Source organism: Duganella fentianensis (assembly GCF_009857835.1).
Classification (GTDB): domain Bacteria; phylum Pseudomonadota; class Gammaproteobacteria; order Burkholderiales; family Burkholderiaceae_D; genus Rugamonas; species Rugamonas fentianensis.
In genome coordinates this window covers 200,523-218,657 of sequence record NZ_WWCL01000004.1, presented here as the reverse complement: position 1 = coordinate 218,657, position 18,135 = coordinate 200,523, and the positions used below count along the sequence as shown (strand labels likewise).

The following is an 18,135-nucleotide window of genomic DNA, read 5'->3' as shown; positions in this document are numbered from 1 at the left end:
TCGGCGCTCCAGCCGCGCACTGTAAATTAGTTGAAGCAAGCCGATAGGCCGGATTTTGTTACGGCACAGGCGAACCTGCGCTATGACAGCCATTCCTCTAGGCGCCGGATTACTCCGGCGCTCAAGCTTCCTACCCGCACGCTCCGCGAGCCACATCATCGCGTGCCTATTTGGAATTGCACCAGGTGGAGGTTACCGCGTTTCACCGTAACTTAATACGCTCGTCTCTGTGGCCCTATTCCTCGCCTTATACCCCTGCACCGCACCAGTACAAGTACCGGTACGGCACAGCAGGCTTTCAACGGACGGCCGTTAACCGTCACCCCGCTCTATGGAGTCCGGACCTTCCTCCCGTCAGGCATTACGCGCTGACCAGCGGCTGTCTGGCTTGCTTCGGGCGCTATTGTACCAGTTGCCCGCCAGCCCACACCAGCCACGCCCTGCGCGTGCCAGAAATCTGAAATTTGGTGTCGCCATTAGAAAAGCCGCGCCTCGGGCTGCACCGTAGAATGGCTGACATCCTGACACCCGTCTGGCGCACCAGACCCTTCACCTCACAAGATCAATAAGGCAAGAAATGACCCTACCATCCCGTACCGGCGGCCAGATTCTGGTCGATGCCCTGAAGATCCACGGCGTAGACATGGCTTTCGGCGTACCCGGCGAAAGCTATCTGGACGTACTCGATGCCCTGCACGACTCCGGCATCCGCTTCATTATCAACCGGCAGGAAGGCGGCGCCGCCTTCATGGCCGACGCCTACGGCAAGATGACGGGCAAGCCCGGCATCTGTTTCGTCACGCGCGGCCCCGGCGCCACCAATGCCTCGATAGGCGTGCACACGGCGTTTCAGGATTCCAGCCCGATGATTCTGTTCATCGGCCAGGTAGGCAATGACTTCGTCGACCGCGAAGCCTTCCAGGAAATCGACTACCGCCGCATGTATGGCCAGATGGCCAAATGGGTAGCCCAGATCGACCGTGCCGACCGCGTGCCCGAATACATCGCCCGCGCGTTCCAGATCGCCACCAGCGGCCGGCCCGGCCCGGTGGTGCTGGCCCTGCCGGAAGACATGCTGACCTCCATGGCCAGCGTGGTCGACACGCGCTGCTACCAGCCGGTGCAAGCCGCGCCTGCGGCCAGCCAGATCGAACAGTTGCGCGGCCTGCTGGCCGGCGCCAAGAAACCGCTGGTACTGCTCGGCGGCGGCGGCTGGAATGCAGCCGCCTGCGCCGATCTGCAGCGCTTCGCCGAAGCCAACCAGCTGCCGGTGGCCTGCGCCTTCCGCTTCCAGGACCTGCTCGACAACGCCCATCCTAATTATGTGGGCGATGTCGGCATCGGCATCAACCCGAAACTGGCGGCGCGTGTGCGCGAAGCCGATGTGCTGATCGCCATCGGTCCCCGTCTCGGTGAAATGACCACGGGCGGCTACAGCCTGATCGAAGCACCCGTACCGCGCCAGCAGCTGGTGCATGTGCACGCCGACGCAGAAGAACTGGGCAGCGTGTATCAGGCCCAGTTGATGATCAATAGCGGCATGCCGCAGATGGCCAGCATGCTGGCTGCCATGGCGCCCGTCGACAGCAGCGCATGGCGCGACAGCGTGGCCGCCGCCAAAGCCGATCTGGCAGCATGGCAGCAGCAGCCGCCCATCTTCCAGGATGGTAAAGCGCCACTTGATCTATGGCAGCTGGTGCAGCAGCTGGACCAGCTCACCCCGGCCGATACCATCATCACCAACGGTGCCGGCAACTACGCCACCTGGGCGCACCGCTTCCACCGCTATGGCGGCATGCGCACCCAGCTGGCACCGACTAGCGGCGCCATGGGCTATAGCGTACCGGCCGGTGTGGCCGCCAAAATAATTGATCCAGATCGCACCGTGATTACGTTTGCCGGCGACGGCGAGTACATGATGAACGGCCAGGAACTGGCCACGGCCGTGCAATACCGCGCCGGCGTGGTCATCATCGTGTTCAACAACGGTATGTTCGGCACCATCCGCATGCATCAGGAGCTGCACTATCCGGGCCGCGTCTCGGGCACCCAGCTGCACAATCCCGACTTTGCCGCACTGGCTGCGGCCTATGGCGGCCATGGTGAAGTGGTGGAAACAACGGCAGCGTTTGCGCCCGCGCTGGAACGTTCGCTGGCCTTCGCGCGCAGCCAGAACCTGCCGGCAGTGATCGAACTGCGCTACGACGGCAACCTGATCACGCCGGGCGCCACGCTGGAGACCATCCGCAGCAACGCCCTGAAAGCCAGGGCCGCCAAATAAGCCTGTCTAGAGGCTGGCGGTCGTGCGGCCAGCCTCGATTTTCTGCAAGGGCTGCGGTTGCACTGATGGCTGCGGCGGCGCCGGTTCCGTTTCGGCCGGCGGCGGATTTTTCGGCGCCGGACAGACGCGGCAAGTGCCCGCCGCACGGCCGAAATCCGTCACCCGCGCCAGCTTCATGGGCACTTTGGGGTCATTGCAGTAACTACCATCGAGCACCAGCGCCTTGCCGTCATCACTGAGCGTGCCGCGTATGGTGCGCTCTTCCTCGTCAGGCGGCTGCACCGTGAAATAGAACTGGCGGCCGCGCGGATCGATCACCACTTCACTGGCCACCACAGGCCAGCTCAGGCCACCGGCCGTGTATTCGTACAGCACCGTATCGACTTCGGCGAAGCGCTGCAGGGTGATGCGCTGGCCGCCGAATTCGCCGTTCTCGGGACTGATGCACAGATCGGAAAACACCAGCATGCCGTAGCGCGGCAATATCTGCGCGGCCGGTTTGCGCGCCAGCTTGGGCGCCGCCAGTACGGCAAACGACGCCAGTAGCAGAGAACTGGCGATGAGGGCGCGGCGCGACAGCAGCATGGTGTGGACTTTCGACAAAAATGAAGGTGATCCGAAATCGGGCGCAGAAATGAACAACGGCTGCACGAGGCAGCCGTTGATGATTCTACCTGATCAGATCAGATTAGAACGAGTGACGTACGCCCACGTTGAAGGCTTTGTCACCGGTACCGGCTTCAGCGTTGTTACCAACGGTGTAGCTAGCGCCGTTTTTGTTGTGGATCTTAGCGTACGAAACGTAGGTGCTGGTGCGTTTCGACAGAGCGTAGGAGTAACCCACTGCCCACTGGTCAGCGTCGTGGTTCGCTACTTCTTTGTCGTTCTTACGGGTGTACGAAGCCATCACGGTGCCTGCTGGGCCGACTGGTGCGGTCAGACCGATCAGAGCAACGGTGCTGTCTTTCGAGGCCACTGGAGCAACGGTGTAGCCGAATGGGTTGCTGGTGTTACCCAGAGCCGAGCTGTTGGTGCCCTTGTCTTTGCTGAAGGCAGCGTAAGCTTTTACCACGGCGAAGTCGTAGTTAGCAGCGATCAGGGTGTTGTGACCAACGTCGGTGCTCAGTTTCGATGCTGGCAGGTCGTTGTTACGGGCGTTGTAAGCAACGCGCACGTTCAGAGGACCGTTAGCGTAGCCAACGTAGCCGCCGATTTGACGCTGAGCCGATGCATCGCCAGCTTGCTCGCCAACGCTGTACGACACTTCGCCGACGAAACCTTCAACCACTGGGGTCTGGTAAACGATGGCGTTGCTGTTACGGGTGTTGTTGCCAGCCACGCCGAACAGGTTTTTAGCGGTACCAGCGTAGCCCATTGCGAATGGATCAGCTACGTCACGTACGGACTCGTAGTAAGGGGTGTACTGACGACCCAGGGTCAGGGTACCAGCGGTGGTCGATTTCAGACCAACGTAGGATTGACGGTTAGCGATCGAACCAGCAACGTCGGATTCGCCGGTGTCAGCTTTGATGCCCGATTCCAGCACGAAGACAGCGCTCAGACCACCGCCCAGATCTTCCGTACCTTTGAAGCCCAGACGGGAGGCTGCGCCTACGCCGCTGGAAACTTTGGTGGTGTTGGCTACGCCGCCGCGCTCGCTCACCAGACCGGCATCAACGATACCGTAGATGGTGACGTTCGATTGGGCGAAGGCTGCAGCGCTGGTTGCGCTCAGAACGGCCAAGGCGATAAGGGATTTTTTCATAACGTGTTTCCTTCAGTTGTGTTGCTGTAAATAGGTAAAGCTAGTATTACGGCATGTTCGGTGCTTATCGACGCCACATGAGGCGCCGTGTATTTGTGAGGGCAAACTCCCCAGCTGCCACTTTGCGTCGCGGGGTACGTGACGCGTTCACTTAAATGCGGCCGATACGGTCGCCGCTGGCTTTATCGCAGCGCGCTTGCGCGCCGGAGGCGGCACTATACTGATGCTTTGCTTGTCTATCAAGAGTCACAAGGGCAAAATTGCCGTTTGTTACTCTTGGCAGAATTTCAAAACGCCAGCATTTTACCGCATCGCAATATTTCCTGCCCATAGAGCCAACTAGCCCGGTTTCTCCGCCCGATTTCTTCCTTGCAAACTGTCCTCCCCTCGCGGTTCGGACCTCGTTGTCGGACCAAGTGAAAATAGCTACATTTGCTATTAACCATGACATTTTATACCGGAGTCTGCTGGCAACGACCTCAACTAATTGGTAATTAGCTTACAACTCCGCAGAAAATTCGGCGATTTCAACGGAGAAATATGGTGCAATACCAACTATATTCATGAAAAACCGTTATATCACTGAATGAAATTCAGCCCGGACCACCAACTGCTGCGTCGCATCAGCAATTTGTAAGTAATTGCTACTTGTCACATCCGCGCAACATAAGCACTCGTAAATATTGCGCAAATCAGCAAAATGTGTAGATATAAGTAAGTTTCATTAAGAAAGTAAGAACTAAAAACAACAGTTATCAGTCTGTAGGTAAACTTTCCTGAGAAAAATATTTTGTCTATGACAAAATTTCCGCAACTGGCAGAATCAGATGATTCATCAGGACTGTCTCAAGCATGTCGTGGACAAGCTGTTTTCTGTATGTGCGAACAGACAAGCGGTGAGCCGCGTGCCATACTTGCGTTCATAAATCGAATGTAGAATGCAGGTCGCGTTATCCGGCGTGACTCTGCGCGTTGTGCACCCGGACCCTGTGCCAACCCTTGCGGCCATCGAAAAAAGTGGCCGCTGTAGCCTGATGACTAATAAAGAAAATACACCACTTGCACTGAGCACGATTAGTGACGTGGAACGCGACACCGGCGTTGCCAAGGAGACTTTGCGTGTATGGGAACGCCGTTACGCCTTCCCTCAGCCACTGCGCGATCCGAATGGCGAACGTATCTACCCGCAGGATCAGGTGCAGAAGCTGCGTCTGGTGAAGCGGCTGATCGATCTCGGCTACCGCCCCAGCAAAATCATCCAGCACAGTGCCGACGAACTGCGCGCCCTGACGGGACAGGCTACCAGCGTCAAAGCCACCAGTGTGGCGCCACCCGAACTGCAGGGTTATATAGATCTGTGCAAGAGCCACCAGATGGAAGCACTGCGGCGCAAGCTGTCGCAGGCGCTGCTGATGATGGGGCTGAAAAGCTTTGTGATCGATCTGGTTGCCCCGCTCACCGCGCTGGTAGGCGAAGCCTGGGCCAGCGGCATCCTCGCCACCTTCGAAGAACATCTGTACACGGAATCGCTGACGGTAGTGATGCGCAGCGCCATCTTTGCCATGCCTCAGGCCAACGGCAACAGCCATGGCGCGCCGCGCATCATGCTGACCACGCTGCCGCAGGAACGCCACGGGCTGGGCCTGCTGATGGCGGAAGCCATGTGCGTGGCTGAAAGCGCCCACTGCATCTCGCTGGGCGTACAGACCCCGCTGATCGACATCGTCGAAGCCGCACAGGCCCAGCGTGTCGACATCATTGCCCTGTCATTCTCGGTTGCCATGAACGCCCGTCAGGCGCTCGACGGTCTGGCCGAGCTGCACACCCGCCTGGGCGGCCATGCCGAGCTGTGGGCCGGTGGCAGCAATGTCGCCCTGAAACGCCGCCGCCCGCCCTATGTGCGCGTGTTTGCACTCAATGAACTGCAGAGCGCCATTGCCGACTGGCGCCAGCGCCACCCGCGCTAGCCCAAACGCCGGGCGGAATCGCTACGGGGCTCTGGTAGAATAGGCGTTTCCTAGTGGCTGGCCCAGCCAGCCTCCGCTTGAAGCGCCCGTAACCACCTGCCCATGTTTAGTTTCTTCAAGAAAAAACCCGTCACGCCGCCCGAGGCGATTACTCCCGCTGCTGCAGCTACTGCTGTACCAGCCCCATCCGTTCCCGCCCCGGCCGCAGCCGCACCGCTGCTGGTGGAAGAGCCTGCACCACGCCAGTCGTGGATGGCGCGCCTGAAAGCGGGCCTGTCCAAAACTTCGTCCAATCTGTCCATCCTGTTTGTCGGCGCCAAGATCGATGACGACCTGTACGACGAGCTGGAAGCGGCCCTGCTGATGTCCGATGCCGGCGTGGAAGCGACCACCTATCTGCTCGACGCACTCAAGCAGAAGGTCAAGCAGGACAAGCTGCTCGATGCGGCCGCCGTGAAAGCGGCGCTGAAACAGCTGCTGGTGGAACTGCTGCTACCGCTGCAGCGCCCGTTCGAACTGGGACGCCACCAGCCCATGGTGATGATGATTGCCGGCGTCAACGGCGCCGGCAAGACCACCACCATCGGCAAGCTGGCCAAGCACATGCAGACCCACAACCAGTCGGTGCTGCTGGCTGCCGGCGACACCTTCCGCGCCGCCGCACGCGAGCAGCTGATGGTCTGGGGCCAGCGCAACAACATCACCGTGATTTCGCAAGCTTCCGGCGATCCGGCGGCCGTGGCCTTCGACGCGGTGCAGTCCGGCAAAGCCCGTGGCCACGATGTGGTAATGGTCGATACGGCGGGCCGCCTGCCGACCCAGCTGCACCTGATGGAAGAACTGAAGAAAGTCCAGCGCGTGCTGGGCAAGGGCATGGAAGGTGCGCCCCATGAGACCCTGCTGGTGATCGACGGGAATACGGGGCAGAATGCGCTAGCGCAAGTGAAAGCTTTCGACGATGCGCTGCATCTGACGGGGCTGATCATTACCAAGCTGGACGGCACGGCCAAAGGCGGCGTGCTGGCGGCGATCGCGCGCGTACGTCCTGTGCCGGTCTACTTCATCGGCATAGGCGAGAAGATAGAGGATCTGCAGCCCTTCGTGGCGGCCGAATTTGTCGATGCTTTACTGGGTGAATGACCGGATAACCGTTCCATGATCGAATTCCGCAACGTTTCCAAACAATATTCCACTGATACTTACGCCCTGCACGACGTGTCTTTCACGGTGGCCAAGGGCGAGCTGGTGTTTCTGGCCGGCCCATCCGGCGCCGGCAAGTCCACCCTGCTGAAAATGATCGCCGCCATCGAACGCCCCAGCAGCGGTCAGGTGCTGATCAACGGCACCGATATTTCACGCATCCGCCCGGCCGCGATTCCTTCGCTGCGGCGCAATCTGGGCCTGATCTTCCAGCAGCAGCGCCTGCTGACGGACCGCAGCATTCTGGCCAATGTGATGCTGCCCCTGCTGGTGGCCGGCGCCTCGCACAAGGAAGCAGAAACCCGCGCCCGCGCCGCGCTGGAAAAAGTCGGACTGGACGAACGGGCCGATGCCCAGCCCCTGTCGCTGTCGGGCGGCGAGCAGCAGCGCGTCTCGATCGCGCGCGCCATCGTCAACCGTCCCCAGCTGATACTGGCCGACGAACCCACGGCCAATCTGGACCGCGCCAGCGCCAACCGCGTGCTTGATGCGCTGAAAGCCTTCAATTCCGTCGGCGTGACCTGCATTATTTCCAGCCACGACGAGCAGATGCTCGATGCCGCCGCCCGCGTCATCCACCTCAACCACGGCCAACTGGAGGGCGCAGCATGACCAACTGGTTACGCCAACACCGTTATGCGCTGGGTGCGGCGCTGGTCCACCTGCGCCGTTCGCCCGGTGGTTTCCTGTTCAACATCCTCGTCGTCGCGATCGCGCTGGCCCTGCCGTTTGCCGGCGTCACCCTGCTCGATAATGTACGCCCCATGTCGGAACAGCTATCGGTCGATCCCGAAGTGAGCGTGTTCCTGCGTCAGGATACCCCGCGCGAACAGGCTCAGGCACTGGCCTCCTCGCTGCGTCAGGCCGTCAAGGACAAGCAGGCCAAGATCATCTTCACTCCGCGCGAAAAGGCGCTCGACCAGCTGCGCGACAAGAACGGTCTGGCCGATGTGCTGACCACGCTGGGCGAGAACCCCCTGCCCGATAGCTATGTCATCAAGATCGATGCCTTCCGCAACGCGCAGGCCGGCGGCGATGTGGACCAGCTGGCCGAACAGCTCCGCAGCCTGCCCGGGGTCGAATCCGTGCAGGTCGATTCGGCCTGGGTCAAACGGCTGGCAGCGCTGATCAATGTGCTGCGGCTGGCCCTGCTGATCCTGGCCGCCACGCTGGGCACGGTCGTCGTGGCCGTGATCTTCAATACCATACGCCTGCAGGTGCTGACCCAGCGCGAAGAAATCCTCGTCTGCAAGCTGATCGGCGCTACCGATAATTTCATCCACCGCCCCTTCTTCTACACGGGCGCCCTGCTCGGCCTGTGCGCCGGCGCTGTGGCGCTGGGCGCCGTGGCACTGGCGCTGCACCCGCTGAATCAGGCCATCGCCGAATTTGCCCGCCTGTATGCTTCGGAATTCCAGCTGACCCCGCTGCCGCCGCTGGCCATGGCGGGCCTGCTGGCCCTGTCGGCCGGCCTGGGCCTGCTGGGTGCCATGCTGTCCGTACAGCGCCACCTGTCGCGCATGAACTAGGCGCTGCTTGCGCTCGCGTCCGTGCGGCCCCGCACGGACGCTCTCCCCTTCCGCTCCTACCCTGTCCCGTATTAAGTCCGGCCTAAGATCCGGCGCGCATTCTCTTCCCTGCACCAGAGGCTGCCATTGATTTTTACTATAGCTTTTTTGCTATCAATGCGATAAATTGGCAGTGATTGGCACTCAACGGCAGAGAGTGCTAATATATATCGACTGTAGGGCAAAATGAGTTCTCTACAGCAACCAAGCAATACGAATACATAGCTAAGACGCACTCACCACTAAGGAATGAATATGACTACGATGTCCGCACCGACTGCTCTGGTACCGGTCACCAATCGCGCCTTGGGACTGGGATTCACTGGTAATCTAGGCAATATCGATGCCTACATTTCGGCCGTCAACCGTCTGCCGATGCTGAGCCATGACGAGGAAACCTCGCTCGCCAAGCGTCTGAAAGAACACAATGATCTGGCCGCCGCACAGGAGCTGGTGCTGTCGCACCTGCGTCTGGTGGTGTCCATCGCCCGCGGCTATCTGGGCTACGGCCTGCCGCACGCTGACCTGATTCAGGAAGGCAATATCGGTCTGATGAAGGCCGTCAAACGCTTCGACCCCGATCAGGGCGTGCGTCTGGTGTCATATGCCATGCACTGGATTAAAGCCGAGATGCATGAGTACATCCTGAAGAACTGGCGTCTGGTCAAAGTGGCCACCACCAAGGCCCAGCGCAAGCTGTTCTTCAATCTGCGCAGCCACAAAACGGGGCTCGATGCCATGAGCCCGGCCCAGATCGACCAGCTGGCACAGACGCTGGATGTGAAGCGCGAAGAAGTGATCGAGATGGAAACCCGTCTGAGCGGCCGCGATATCGCGCTGGAATCGCCGAGCGACGACGAAGACGACAAGTTCGCGCCTATCGCCTACCTGTCCTCGGAAGCCAGCGAACCGACCCGCGTGCTGGAAGCGGAACAGGTCACCCGTTTGCATTCCGAAGGGCTGGAACAGGCACTGGCCAAGCTCGATCCCCGCTCGCGCCGCATCGTCGAAGCACGCTGGCTGGCCAACGATGATGGCAGTGGCGCCACCCTGCATGCGCTGGCCGACGAGTTCGGCGTGTCCGCCGAGCGGATCCGCCAGATCGAAGTAGCGGCGCTGAAGAAAATGAAAGGTGCACTGGCCGATTACGTGTAAGCCAGTTCCGCACCACCGAACAGCCGCCGGTTCCCCCGCGCGGCTGTTTTTTTTGGTGGCACGCTACGCTCAGGCGTAGCGTGCGCCCCGTCTATGGTGTTTTTGTTAAGCTGATCATGTGTCGCGCCGCATGATGGCTTGCGTTCGAGGTTTTGAGGTATTCCCATGAAATCCAGCATACTCCGGCAGCTCGTCATCCTGCCCCTGCTGACGGCCTGCATGGCCCTGTTGTACGCCTGTAGCGGCCAGCTCGGGCGTGCCGCTGGCACGCCCCCGCCCCTGCCTATTACCCGCGAGGTGGTGCTCACCCAGGGTGCCAGCATCGCGCTGGGCAGCATGGCCAGCCCCAACGCCGCCAGCGAGGGCGCTCCGGTCGTCCAGCTGAAACTGGAACGCGTCAACGATAGCCGCTGCCGCAAAGGCATGGTGTGCGTCTGGGCCGGCTATATCAGCTACAGCTTTGTACTGACGGGGACGGACGGCAGCACCAGCCAGTTTGTGCTGTCCGACAATATGCCGAATGCCCGCCCCAGCATCACGGAGCAGGGCTGGACCATCACGCTGACGGGACTGGAGCCGCAGGCGGCCCCGGCAAAAGATGAAATCACGCCGAATTATCGGGTAAGCTTAAGGGTGAGCAACGCACCTTCATCCTAACCCGAGTAAGCGCCCATGACCCAGCTCCGCCAGTCCACCCTGTCCTTCGTCGTTTCCACCACTTTCCTCACCACCCTGACCATCAGCTTTAGCGCACCCGGTGCGGCATGGGCCAAAAGCCCGGTCGCAACCGGTACGGGCGGCGCCGTGGCCACCATCAGCGAGCCGGCGTCGCAAGCGGCGATAACCATCCTCAACAAGGGCGGCAATGCCATCGATGCTGCCGTGGCGGCCGCGGCCACGCTGGGCGTGACCGACCCGTTCAGCTGCGGCATAGGCGGGGGCGGCCTGATGGTGATCTATCTGGCCAAGGATAAGCGTGTGATCACCATCGACCACCGCGAAACGGCACCGGCCAGCTTCAGCCCTACCGTGTTCCGGCCCGATGGCAAGGAACTCGATTACGACACGGCCATCGCCAGCGGCATGGCGGTCGGTGTGCCGGGCACGGTACGGGGCTGGCATGAAGCGCTGCAGCGCTATGGCAGCATGTCGTTTGCGCAGGTGCTGGCACCGGCTATCGGTGTGGCCAGCAAGGGCTTTACCGTGAATGCCAACTTCAGCCACCTGATCGACGAGAACCTCAACAAGTTCAAGCTCTTCCCTGCCACGGCCGCGCTCTACATGAAGGATGGCAAAGCCCTGCCGGCCGGCACCCTGCTGCGTAATCCCGATCTGGCCAAGGCTTACCGCGAACTGGCCAGCGGCGGCATCAGGACTTTTTATGAAGGCAAGCTGGGCCGCGCCGTGGTGGCCGCCGTCAACCAGCCGCCCGTGGCGCCCGGTGTGCAGGTACGTGCCGGTAATATGAGCATGGCCGATCTGGCCAATTACGAAGTGCGCATCCGCCAGCCCATCCATAGCACCTACCGCGGTTACGATGTGTACGGCATGGCCCTGCCCAGCAGCGGCGGCATCGCCATCGCCGAAGCGCTGAATATTCTGGAAGGCTATGACCTGAAAGCCCTGCCGCGGGCTCAGGCCGAGCACCTGTATCTGGAAGCGAGCCGGCTGGCCTTCGCCGACCGCAATGCCTATCTGGCCGATCCCGAATACGTCGATGCGCCCGTGGCCGGCCTGCTGAGCAAGGAATACGCGGCACGCCGCCGCGAGCTGATCAACCCGCAGCAAGCCAGCCCCCATGCCGATGCCGGCGATCCGTATCCGTTCCAGAACGATGTCAGCGTGCCGCTGCGCCCGCGCAGCAACAAGCTGCTGGCCGAGGGCGCCCACACCACCCACCTGACCGTGTCCGACAAGGAAGGCAACATCGTTTCCTACACCTACACCATCGAGTCGTGGGGCGGCAGCGGCATCGTGGTGCCCGGCTACGGCTTCCTGCTGAATAACGAAATGACGGACTTCGATTTTTCCGGTCCCGCACCGAATGTGCCGGAAGCAGGCAAACGTCCCCGTTCCAGCATGTCGCCCACCATCGCTTTCCGCAACGGCAAACCGGCCTTCACCATCGGCAGCCCCGGCGGCGCCACCATCATCACCACCGTGCTGCAAACCATGGTCAACTACCTCGATCTGGGCATGAGCATGGCCGATGCGCTGAATGCGCCGCGCCTGTCCGAACGTAACGGCATGAGCACCGATGTAGAGCCGGGCTTTACCGGCACGGCGCAAGCGCAGGCACTGGAGAAGCTGGGCCAGCGCTGGGGCCAGCCGGAAGAAATCGGCGCGGCCAATGCGCTGGTGTTCAATCCCGATGGCACGGTGACGGCCGTCAGCGAAGGCAAGCGCCATGGCATCGGCAGCGCCATGGTGCAGAAAAGCCCACACTAAGCCGCGTTTAAGATAAAGCTAACACACTGACAACTCCACCACTCGGGAGTTGTCATGAAAAACTGGATGCGCGCCAACAAAGGCTTTGTACTGTTTCTGATGCTGTTCGGGATATTCCGCACCGCCGTAGCCGACTGGAATCCCATTCCGTCCGCCTCCATGCACCCCAATCTGCTGGAAGGCGATGTGGTCTTCGTCAACCGCCTGGCCTACAACGTCAAGCTGCCGCTGACCGACATCGTGCTGGGTCACACCGGCGAACCGCAGCGCGGCGACATCGTCACGTTCTCGTCGCCAGCCGATGGCACCCGATTGATCAAACGCGTGATTGCCCTGCCCGGCGACCGGGTGGAAATGCGTAACGAACAGCTGATCATCAACGGTCAGGCGGCCGACTACGATGGCGTGGTACAGGCCGCCGAACATATTCAAGGTCTCGGTGCACTGCAGGCCTTGCAGGTGGCAGAGAAAATCGATGGCAGCCGTCCGCACACCATCCAGTTCCTGCCGCAAGTGCGGGCCCAGCGCGACATGGCGGCGCTGGTGGTGCCGGCCGGCCAGTATCTGATGCTGGGCGATAACCGCGACAACAGCGCCGACTCGCGCTACATCGGCATGGTGCCGCGTGCGCTGCTGATAGGCCGGGCCGAACGGGTGCTGGCTTCGGCTGACATCCGGGGCAACTGGCTACCCCGTACGGAACGCTTCGGCATGAGCTTGTACGCCAGCCATTAAGGCTGCAATCCGGCACTCGCCGCCGTCATCTGGCAATGCTATGATGCGTAGCATCTTTTTAACATTGCCGGATACGCCAACAGCGTACGGCGCGCGAGGCAGCATGATTGCATTCGAAGCACTGGCCAAAAACTACGGCGAGTTCCACGCCGTCCATCCCCTCTCGCTGCAAGTACGCCGCGGCGAAGTGTTCGGTTTCCTCGGTCCCAACGGGGCCGGCAAGACCACCACCATCCGCATGATGATGGGCATACTGGTGCCCAGCAGCGGACGGGTACTGATAGACCAGCTCGATTGCCATGCCGATGCCACCGAAGTCAAACGGCGGGTCGGCTATCTGCCCGATACGCCGGTGTTTTACGACTATCTGCGCGGGCGCGAAATCCTCCAGTTCGTCGCCGAAATGCACGGTTATGGCCGCGCCGAAGCGCGCGCACGCAGCGCCCGTCTGCTTGAAGAATTCGGCCTGCAGGAAGCGGCTGAAGACTATGCCGTCAACTACTCGCTGGGCATGAAAAAACGGCTGGGACTGGCCTGCGCCCTGATCCACGATCCGGCCGTACTGATACTCGATGAACCCATCAACGGCCTTGATCCGCGCGCCTCGCGCGATGTGCAGGAACGCTTGCTGGCCGCCGCAGCACGGGGCGTGACCATCTTCGTTTCCACCCATTTGCTGGACATGGCGGAAAAGCTGTGCGATCGCGTCGGCATCATCCACCACGGCCAGCTGGTGGCCACTGGCACACTCGACGAAGTGCGTGCCCAGGCTTCCGCCAGCGGCTCGCTGGAAGAAGTATTCCTGAAGATCACCGACGCTGACAGCGCCCACGCCGCATGATGCCGCGCCTGTCCGCGCTGCAGACCATCTGGCTGATGACCAGAATGCGCTGCCTGCGCCAGCGCAACCTGTTGCTGCATGCACTGCTGCGCGGCTTCGGCCGCAAGGCCGCGCGCGATGGCAATGGCGGCAAGCGCAGCACCAGCTGGATACTGGGCGGGCTAGTGGCCGTGACCATGGCCATCTCGCTGCTCAGCATCTCCAGCAACATCGTGCTCAATCTGCAGTGCCATATGGTCAGCAGCAGCGCCTGCCATCACAGCTCGCCCGATCTCGGCGGCGCGGCGCGCAACCGCATCGCTGCGGCCGAACTGGAAAAAGCCGCCAGCTTCGCCCCGCCCCTGCAGCACGCGCTCGCGCTGGAACTGGGCGCACTATTCCTGGTCAGCGTACTGCTGTCGCTGGGTAGCAAGGAGCTGGCCCAGCCGGACTGGGATCTGGAATGGCTGGTCACCCTGCCGGCCAGCCGCTCCAGCTTGCTGTGGGGCCGCGTGGTCGAACGCAGCGCTGCCAACCTGATCGGCATCTTCCTGCTCGGCGCCGCCTACGGCATGATCGCCTGGTATGGCGGCAAAGGCTGGGCCAGTGCGCCACTGGCCCTGCTGGCTGCTATCGCCCTGCTGCCGCTATCGGCCATCGTGCAGACGCTGGCCGACACGGGCTTGCGCATGGCCTTGCCCGCTTCGCAGCTGCGCAACCTGCAGGCGCTGATCTCCCTGCTGGGCTTACCGCTGATGTATCTGGTCATCGCCACCAGCATGCCGGAAGCGAGCAGCTTCATCATGGACTGGGCGCGCGCCAGTCCGGCGTGGCTGATGTGGACGCCGCCCGGCCTGCTGCTGCAGGCCATGCAGGCGCCCGGCAGCAGCGCCCTGATCACCAGCCTCTGCCTGTTCGCCCTGCAAAGCATAGTCCTGCTGTGGGGCGGTGTGATCCTGCTGTCCTACCAGCTGCGCCACGGCGTGGTGCGCTCCGGTGCGCGCGAAAGTGCACGCCGCATCGCCGTGGGCGGTGCGGCGCAAACGCCGGTCCGCTCTATGGCACAGGCAGCGCCGCACAGCGGCAGCCAGCAGGCAGGCTGGCTGGAGCGGCTGCTCTCGCCCATACAGCGGCGCGAACTGCGCCTGCTCAGCCGTGACCGCAACTTCCTCGTGCAGACACTGGTGCTGCCGCTGGTGATCGTGTTCAGCCAGCTGATCTTCAACGGCAAGCTCGATAGTCTGGCCGAACTGGGCCAGCACCATGCCGCCACGGCCGCTATCGCCTTCAGCATAGGCGCCTATGTGCTGATGCTGTCGGCCTTCCAGACCCTCAACAATGAAGGGCAGGTATTGTGGCTGCTGTACACCATGCCGCAATCGCTCAACGATATCCTCAAGCAGAAGGCCCGCCTGTGGGCCGTGCTGGGCCTGCTGTATCCGCTGGCCGTGTTTGCCATCGGCGCCTACTACAGCACGGCATACACATGGTCCATGCTGATACCACTGCTGACTGCGCTGGTGGGCATCCCCATCTACTCCATACTGGCCGTGGCGCTGGGCGTGTTTGCCTGCAATCCCCATGCGGTGGATACCCGCCACAAGGTAAAGCCTACCTTTGTCTATCTCTACATGCTGCTGGCCAGCTTCTACATCTGGTCCATCACGGCCAGCTTCTGGTGGCAGAAGCTGATCGTCACGGTACTGATTACCTCGATGGCGCTGGCGCTATGGCAGAAGGCGCGCGACGCCATGCCCTATCTGCTCGATCCGGCTGCCGCCCCGCCGGCACGGGTGGCGCTGGCCGATGGCCTGATAGGCGCTACCGCCTTCTTCATCCTGCAAGGCGTGGCCGTGCTCATCATCGCCGACGACCCGGGCACAGTCGATATGCGTGCCACCACGCTGGGATTCATCAGCGCCGGCATCCTCGTCTATGTGCTGATGCGGCTGTACTACTGGCGTGCCCGGACGGCCGGCGTACCGGCCATATTGCGCGGCACTCAACTAGTCACCACGCTCCAAGCCGTGCTACCTGCCGCTGCGCTGGCCATCGCTGCCGGCCTGCTGGCCCAGAGCGTAATCCGCCATAGCGACTACGCGCCCATGCTGCATCTGAAAGTCGATGGCAGCCCTACGCTGCAATACTGGCTGCTAGGGCTGACGGTACTGGCCGCACCACTGTGCGAGGAATTCATTTTCCGTGGCCTGATCTTCGGTGGTTTGCGCCGCACCCTGACGCCATTGTTATCGGCACTGGTCAGCGCGGCCATCTTCGCCGTGGTGCATCCGCCCCTGTCCATGCTGCCCGTGTTCGTGCTGGGCCTGTGCACGGCATGGGCCTACCAGCGCAGCCAGACTTTGCTGGCCCCCATGCTGGTGCATGCGCTGTATAACGCCGCCGTCGTAAGCGCCCTGCTACTGGGCTAAGTGCAAAAAAAACGCCGCTGTGCTCAGGCGCAGCGGCGTTCCAGTCTAGCCTGTGCAAGGGGAGTCAAGTCACGGGGGCCGGATTAAACAGTACCAGGGAGTTATGCAGTTTCCACTTCTCGGCCCAGGTCTGGCGGCCGCTGGCCACCTCGAGCAGCAGGTGGAACAGTTCCCAGCCCACGTCGGCAATGCTGGCTTCACCGCTGGCGATACGGCCCGCGTTAATGTCCATCAGATCATGCCAGCGTGCGGCCAGCTCGTTACGCGTGGCCACTTTAATCACCGGCACTTCGGCCAGACCGTAAGGCGTGCCGCGGCCCGTGGTGAACACGTGCAGATTCATGCCGGCCGCCAGCTGCAGCGTACCGCAAATGAAATCACTGGCCGGTGTGGCGGCGTAGATCAGGCCTTTCTGGCGCAGCTTTTCGCCCGGCGACAGCACGCCCGAAATCGGGCTGCTGCCCGACTTGACGATAGAGCCCATGGCTTTTTCCACGATGTTGGACAGGCCGCCCTTCTTGTTGCCCGGCGTAGTGTTGGCGCTGCGGTCTACTCCGCCCCGCTTCAGATACTGGTCATACCATTCCATTTCGCGGATCATGGCCTGCGCCACTTCCGGCGTCGCGGCGCGCGCCGTCAGCTGGTCTATGCCATCGCGCACTTCCGTCACTTCCGAAAACATCACGCTGGCACCGGCGCGCACCAGCAGATCGGTGGCGAAGCCCACGGCAGGGTTGGCCGTTACGCCGGAGAAGGCGTCGCTGCCACCGCACTGCACGCCCACCACCAGTTCGGAGGCTGGCACAGTCTCGCGCCGGCGCGCATTGAGCACGGCCAGATTGGTTTCGGCCTGCCGCATGATGGATGCTATCATCGACATGAAGCCCACATGCTGGGCATCCTGCAGACACACCAGCGCGGGATCGGCACCGCCGCCGTTCTGGATAGGGATGGCGCCTTTAGGGAACAGGCGCGCCGGCTGCAGCTTCTCGCAACCGAGGCTGACCACCATGGCCTGACCACCGAAGTTGGGATTGAGGGTGATATTGCGCAGCGTCTGGATAGGCACCATGGCGCCGGGCGCATCGATCGCCACGCCGCAGCCATAGGTATGCTCGAGTCCCACCACATCATCCACGTTGGGATACCTGGGCAGCAGTTCGTTCTTGATGCGCTGCACGGCAAAGTCCACCACGCCGGACACGCACTGCACCGTGGTGGTAATCGCCAGAATGTTGCGCGTACCTACGCTGCCATCGGGATTGCGATAGCCCTCGAAGGTATAGCCTTCCAGCGGTGCCGCAGCCGGCGCCAGATTGGTCGATATGGGCAGGTTGACCAGTTCGCGCGCATCCGGCATTTCCACCTGCGCTTCCGCCACCCAGCTACCGGCCGGCAGATCGCAGGCCGCATACCCGATGATCACGTTGTAGCGCCGCACCGGCTCGCCCTTGGCCAGCGCGCGCAGCGCCACCTTATGTCCTTGCGGGATAGCTTCGCGCAGCGTCAGGCCGCTCTCGAACACGGCACCGGCAGGCAGACCACCATCGTTGACGACGATCGCAACGTTATCGTTTTCATGCATGAGGATGTAGCGCGGTGTAGCGGCGCTGGCGGGTGTGCTCATCTGGCGTCCTTTGCTGTGTTCGGCGTCTCGAATATCGTTGTTTTTTTCTGTCTCAGGTGTTGCGAAAAGTGGTCAGGCCACTTTGGCCGGACCGCCCCGCTAGCGCTTTGTGGTCTCTGAGCCACAGTGTAAAATCGCTT

General features: G+C 61.8%; 14 protein-coding genes and 1 other RNA gene. 11 read left to right on the top strand and 4 right to left on the bottom strand.

Features of this window, described 5'->3' with window-relative positions:
• Nucleotides 1-28 precede the first annotated feature (28 nt).
• Nucleotides 29-395, bottom strand: an RNA gene (rnpB, locus tag GTP23_RS18065) — RNase P RNA component class A.
• Between the two features lie 182 nt (nt 396-577).
• Here rnpB and GTP23_RS18060 point away from each other — a divergent pair.
• Nucleotides 578-2,281, top strand: a complete 1,704-nt coding sequence (locus tag GTP23_RS18060) for a thiamine pyrophosphate-binding protein (protein ID WP_161036405.1) — start codon at nt 578-580, stop codon at nt 2,279-2,281.
• A gap of 6 nt (nt 2,282-2,287) precedes the next feature.
• Here GTP23_RS18060 and GTP23_RS18055 read toward each other — a convergent pair whose 3' ends face one another.
• Together GTP23_RS18055 and GTP23_RS18050 are read right to left on the bottom strand one after the other, a co-directional pair.
• The gene (locus GTP23_RS18055; RefSeq protein ID WP_229256162.1) at nt 2,288-2,884 is read right to left on the bottom strand and encodes a hypothetical protein; all 597 of its coding nucleotides are present in this window, start codon (nt 2,882-2,884) and stop codon (nt 2,288-2,290) included.
• Between the two features lie 85 nt (nt 2,885-2,969).
• Complete coding sequence (locus tag GTP23_RS18050; RefSeq protein ID WP_161036404.1) at nt 2,970-4,046, bottom strand: porin; 1,077 nt, start codon at nt 4,044-4,046, stop codon at nt 2,970-2,972.
• Between the two features lie 1,034 nt (nt 4,047-5,080).
• Between GTP23_RS18050 and GTP23_RS18045 the strand changes: the two genes are divergently transcribed.
• The 10 genes from GTP23_RS18045 (at nt 5,081) to GTP23_RS18000 (ending at nt 16,368) form a co-directional block, all read left to right on the top strand.
• Complete coding sequence (locus GTP23_RS18045) at nt 5,081-6,013, top strand: MerR family transcriptional regulator (protein WP_161036403.1); 933 nt, start codon at nt 5,081-5,083, stop codon at nt 6,011-6,013.
• 102 nt (nt 6,014-6,115) lie between these two features.
• The gene (gene ftsY / locus GTP23_RS18040; RefSeq protein WP_161036402.1) at nt 6,116-7,153 is read left to right on the top strand and encodes a signal recognition particle-docking protein FtsY; all 1,038 of its coding nucleotides are present in this window, start codon (nt 6,116-6,118) and stop codon (nt 7,151-7,153) included.
• A gap of 15 nt (nt 7,154-7,168) precedes the next feature.
• Nucleotides 7,169-7,825 (top strand): cell division ATP-binding protein FtsE, encoded by a 657-nt coding sequence (gene ftsE / locus GTP23_RS18035; protein ID WP_155434344.1) that lies wholly within the window; start codon nt 7,169-7,171, stop codon nt 7,823-7,825.
• Nucleotides 7,822-8,742: a permease-like cell division protein FtsX gene (gene ftsX / locus GTP23_RS18030; RefSeq protein ID WP_161036401.1), complete on the top strand. Its 921-nt coding sequence runs from the start codon at nt 7,822-7,824 to the stop codon at nt 8,740-8,742. The genes ftsE and ftsX overlap by 4 nt, the downstream gene beginning before the upstream one ends.
• Nucleotides 8,743-9,036: 294 nt before the next feature.
• Nucleotides 9,037-9,936: an RNA polymerase sigma factor RpoH gene (gene rpoH / locus GTP23_RS18025; RefSeq protein ID WP_161036400.1), complete on the top strand. Its 900-nt coding sequence runs from the start codon at nt 9,037-9,039 to the stop codon at nt 9,934-9,936.
• A gap of 165 nt (nt 9,937-10,101) precedes the next feature.
• Nucleotides 10,102-10,593 (top strand): hypothetical protein, encoded by a 492-nt coding sequence (locus tag GTP23_RS18020; protein ID WP_161036399.1) that lies wholly within the window; start codon nt 10,102-10,104, stop codon nt 10,591-10,593.
• A 15-nt stretch (nt 10,594-10,608) separates the two neighbouring features.
• On the top strand, nt 10,609-12,384 hold the full coding sequence (gene ggt / locus GTP23_RS18015) for a gamma-glutamyltransferase (protein WP_161036398.1): 1,776 nt from the start codon (nt 10,609-10,611) through the stop codon (nt 12,382-12,384).
• Between the two features lie 54 nt (nt 12,385-12,438).
• Nucleotides 12,439-13,119, top strand: a complete 681-nt coding sequence (gene lepB / locus GTP23_RS18010; protein ID WP_161036397.1) for a signal peptidase I — start codon at nt 12,439-12,441, stop codon at nt 13,117-13,119.
• Between the two features lie 103 nt (nt 13,120-13,222).
• Complete coding sequence (locus tag GTP23_RS18005) at nt 13,223-13,960, top strand: ABC transporter ATP-binding protein (protein WP_161036396.1); 738 nt, start codon at nt 13,223-13,225, stop codon at nt 13,958-13,960.
• Complete coding sequence (locus GTP23_RS18000; RefSeq protein WP_161036395.1) at nt 13,957-16,368, top strand: CPBP family intramembrane glutamic endopeptidase; 2,412 nt, start codon at nt 13,957-13,959, stop codon at nt 16,366-16,368. The genes GTP23_RS18005 and GTP23_RS18000 overlap by 4 nt, the downstream gene beginning before the upstream one ends.
• Before the next feature lie 64 nt (nt 16,369-16,432).
• Here the strand turns inward: GTP23_RS18000 and garD are convergent, their stop codons facing one another.
• On the bottom strand, nt 16,433-17,995 hold the full coding sequence (gene garD, locus GTP23_RS17995; RefSeq protein WP_161036394.1) for a galactarate dehydratase: 1,563 nt from the start codon (nt 17,993-17,995) through the stop codon (nt 16,433-16,435).
• Nucleotides 17,996-18,135 lie beyond the last annotated feature (140 nt).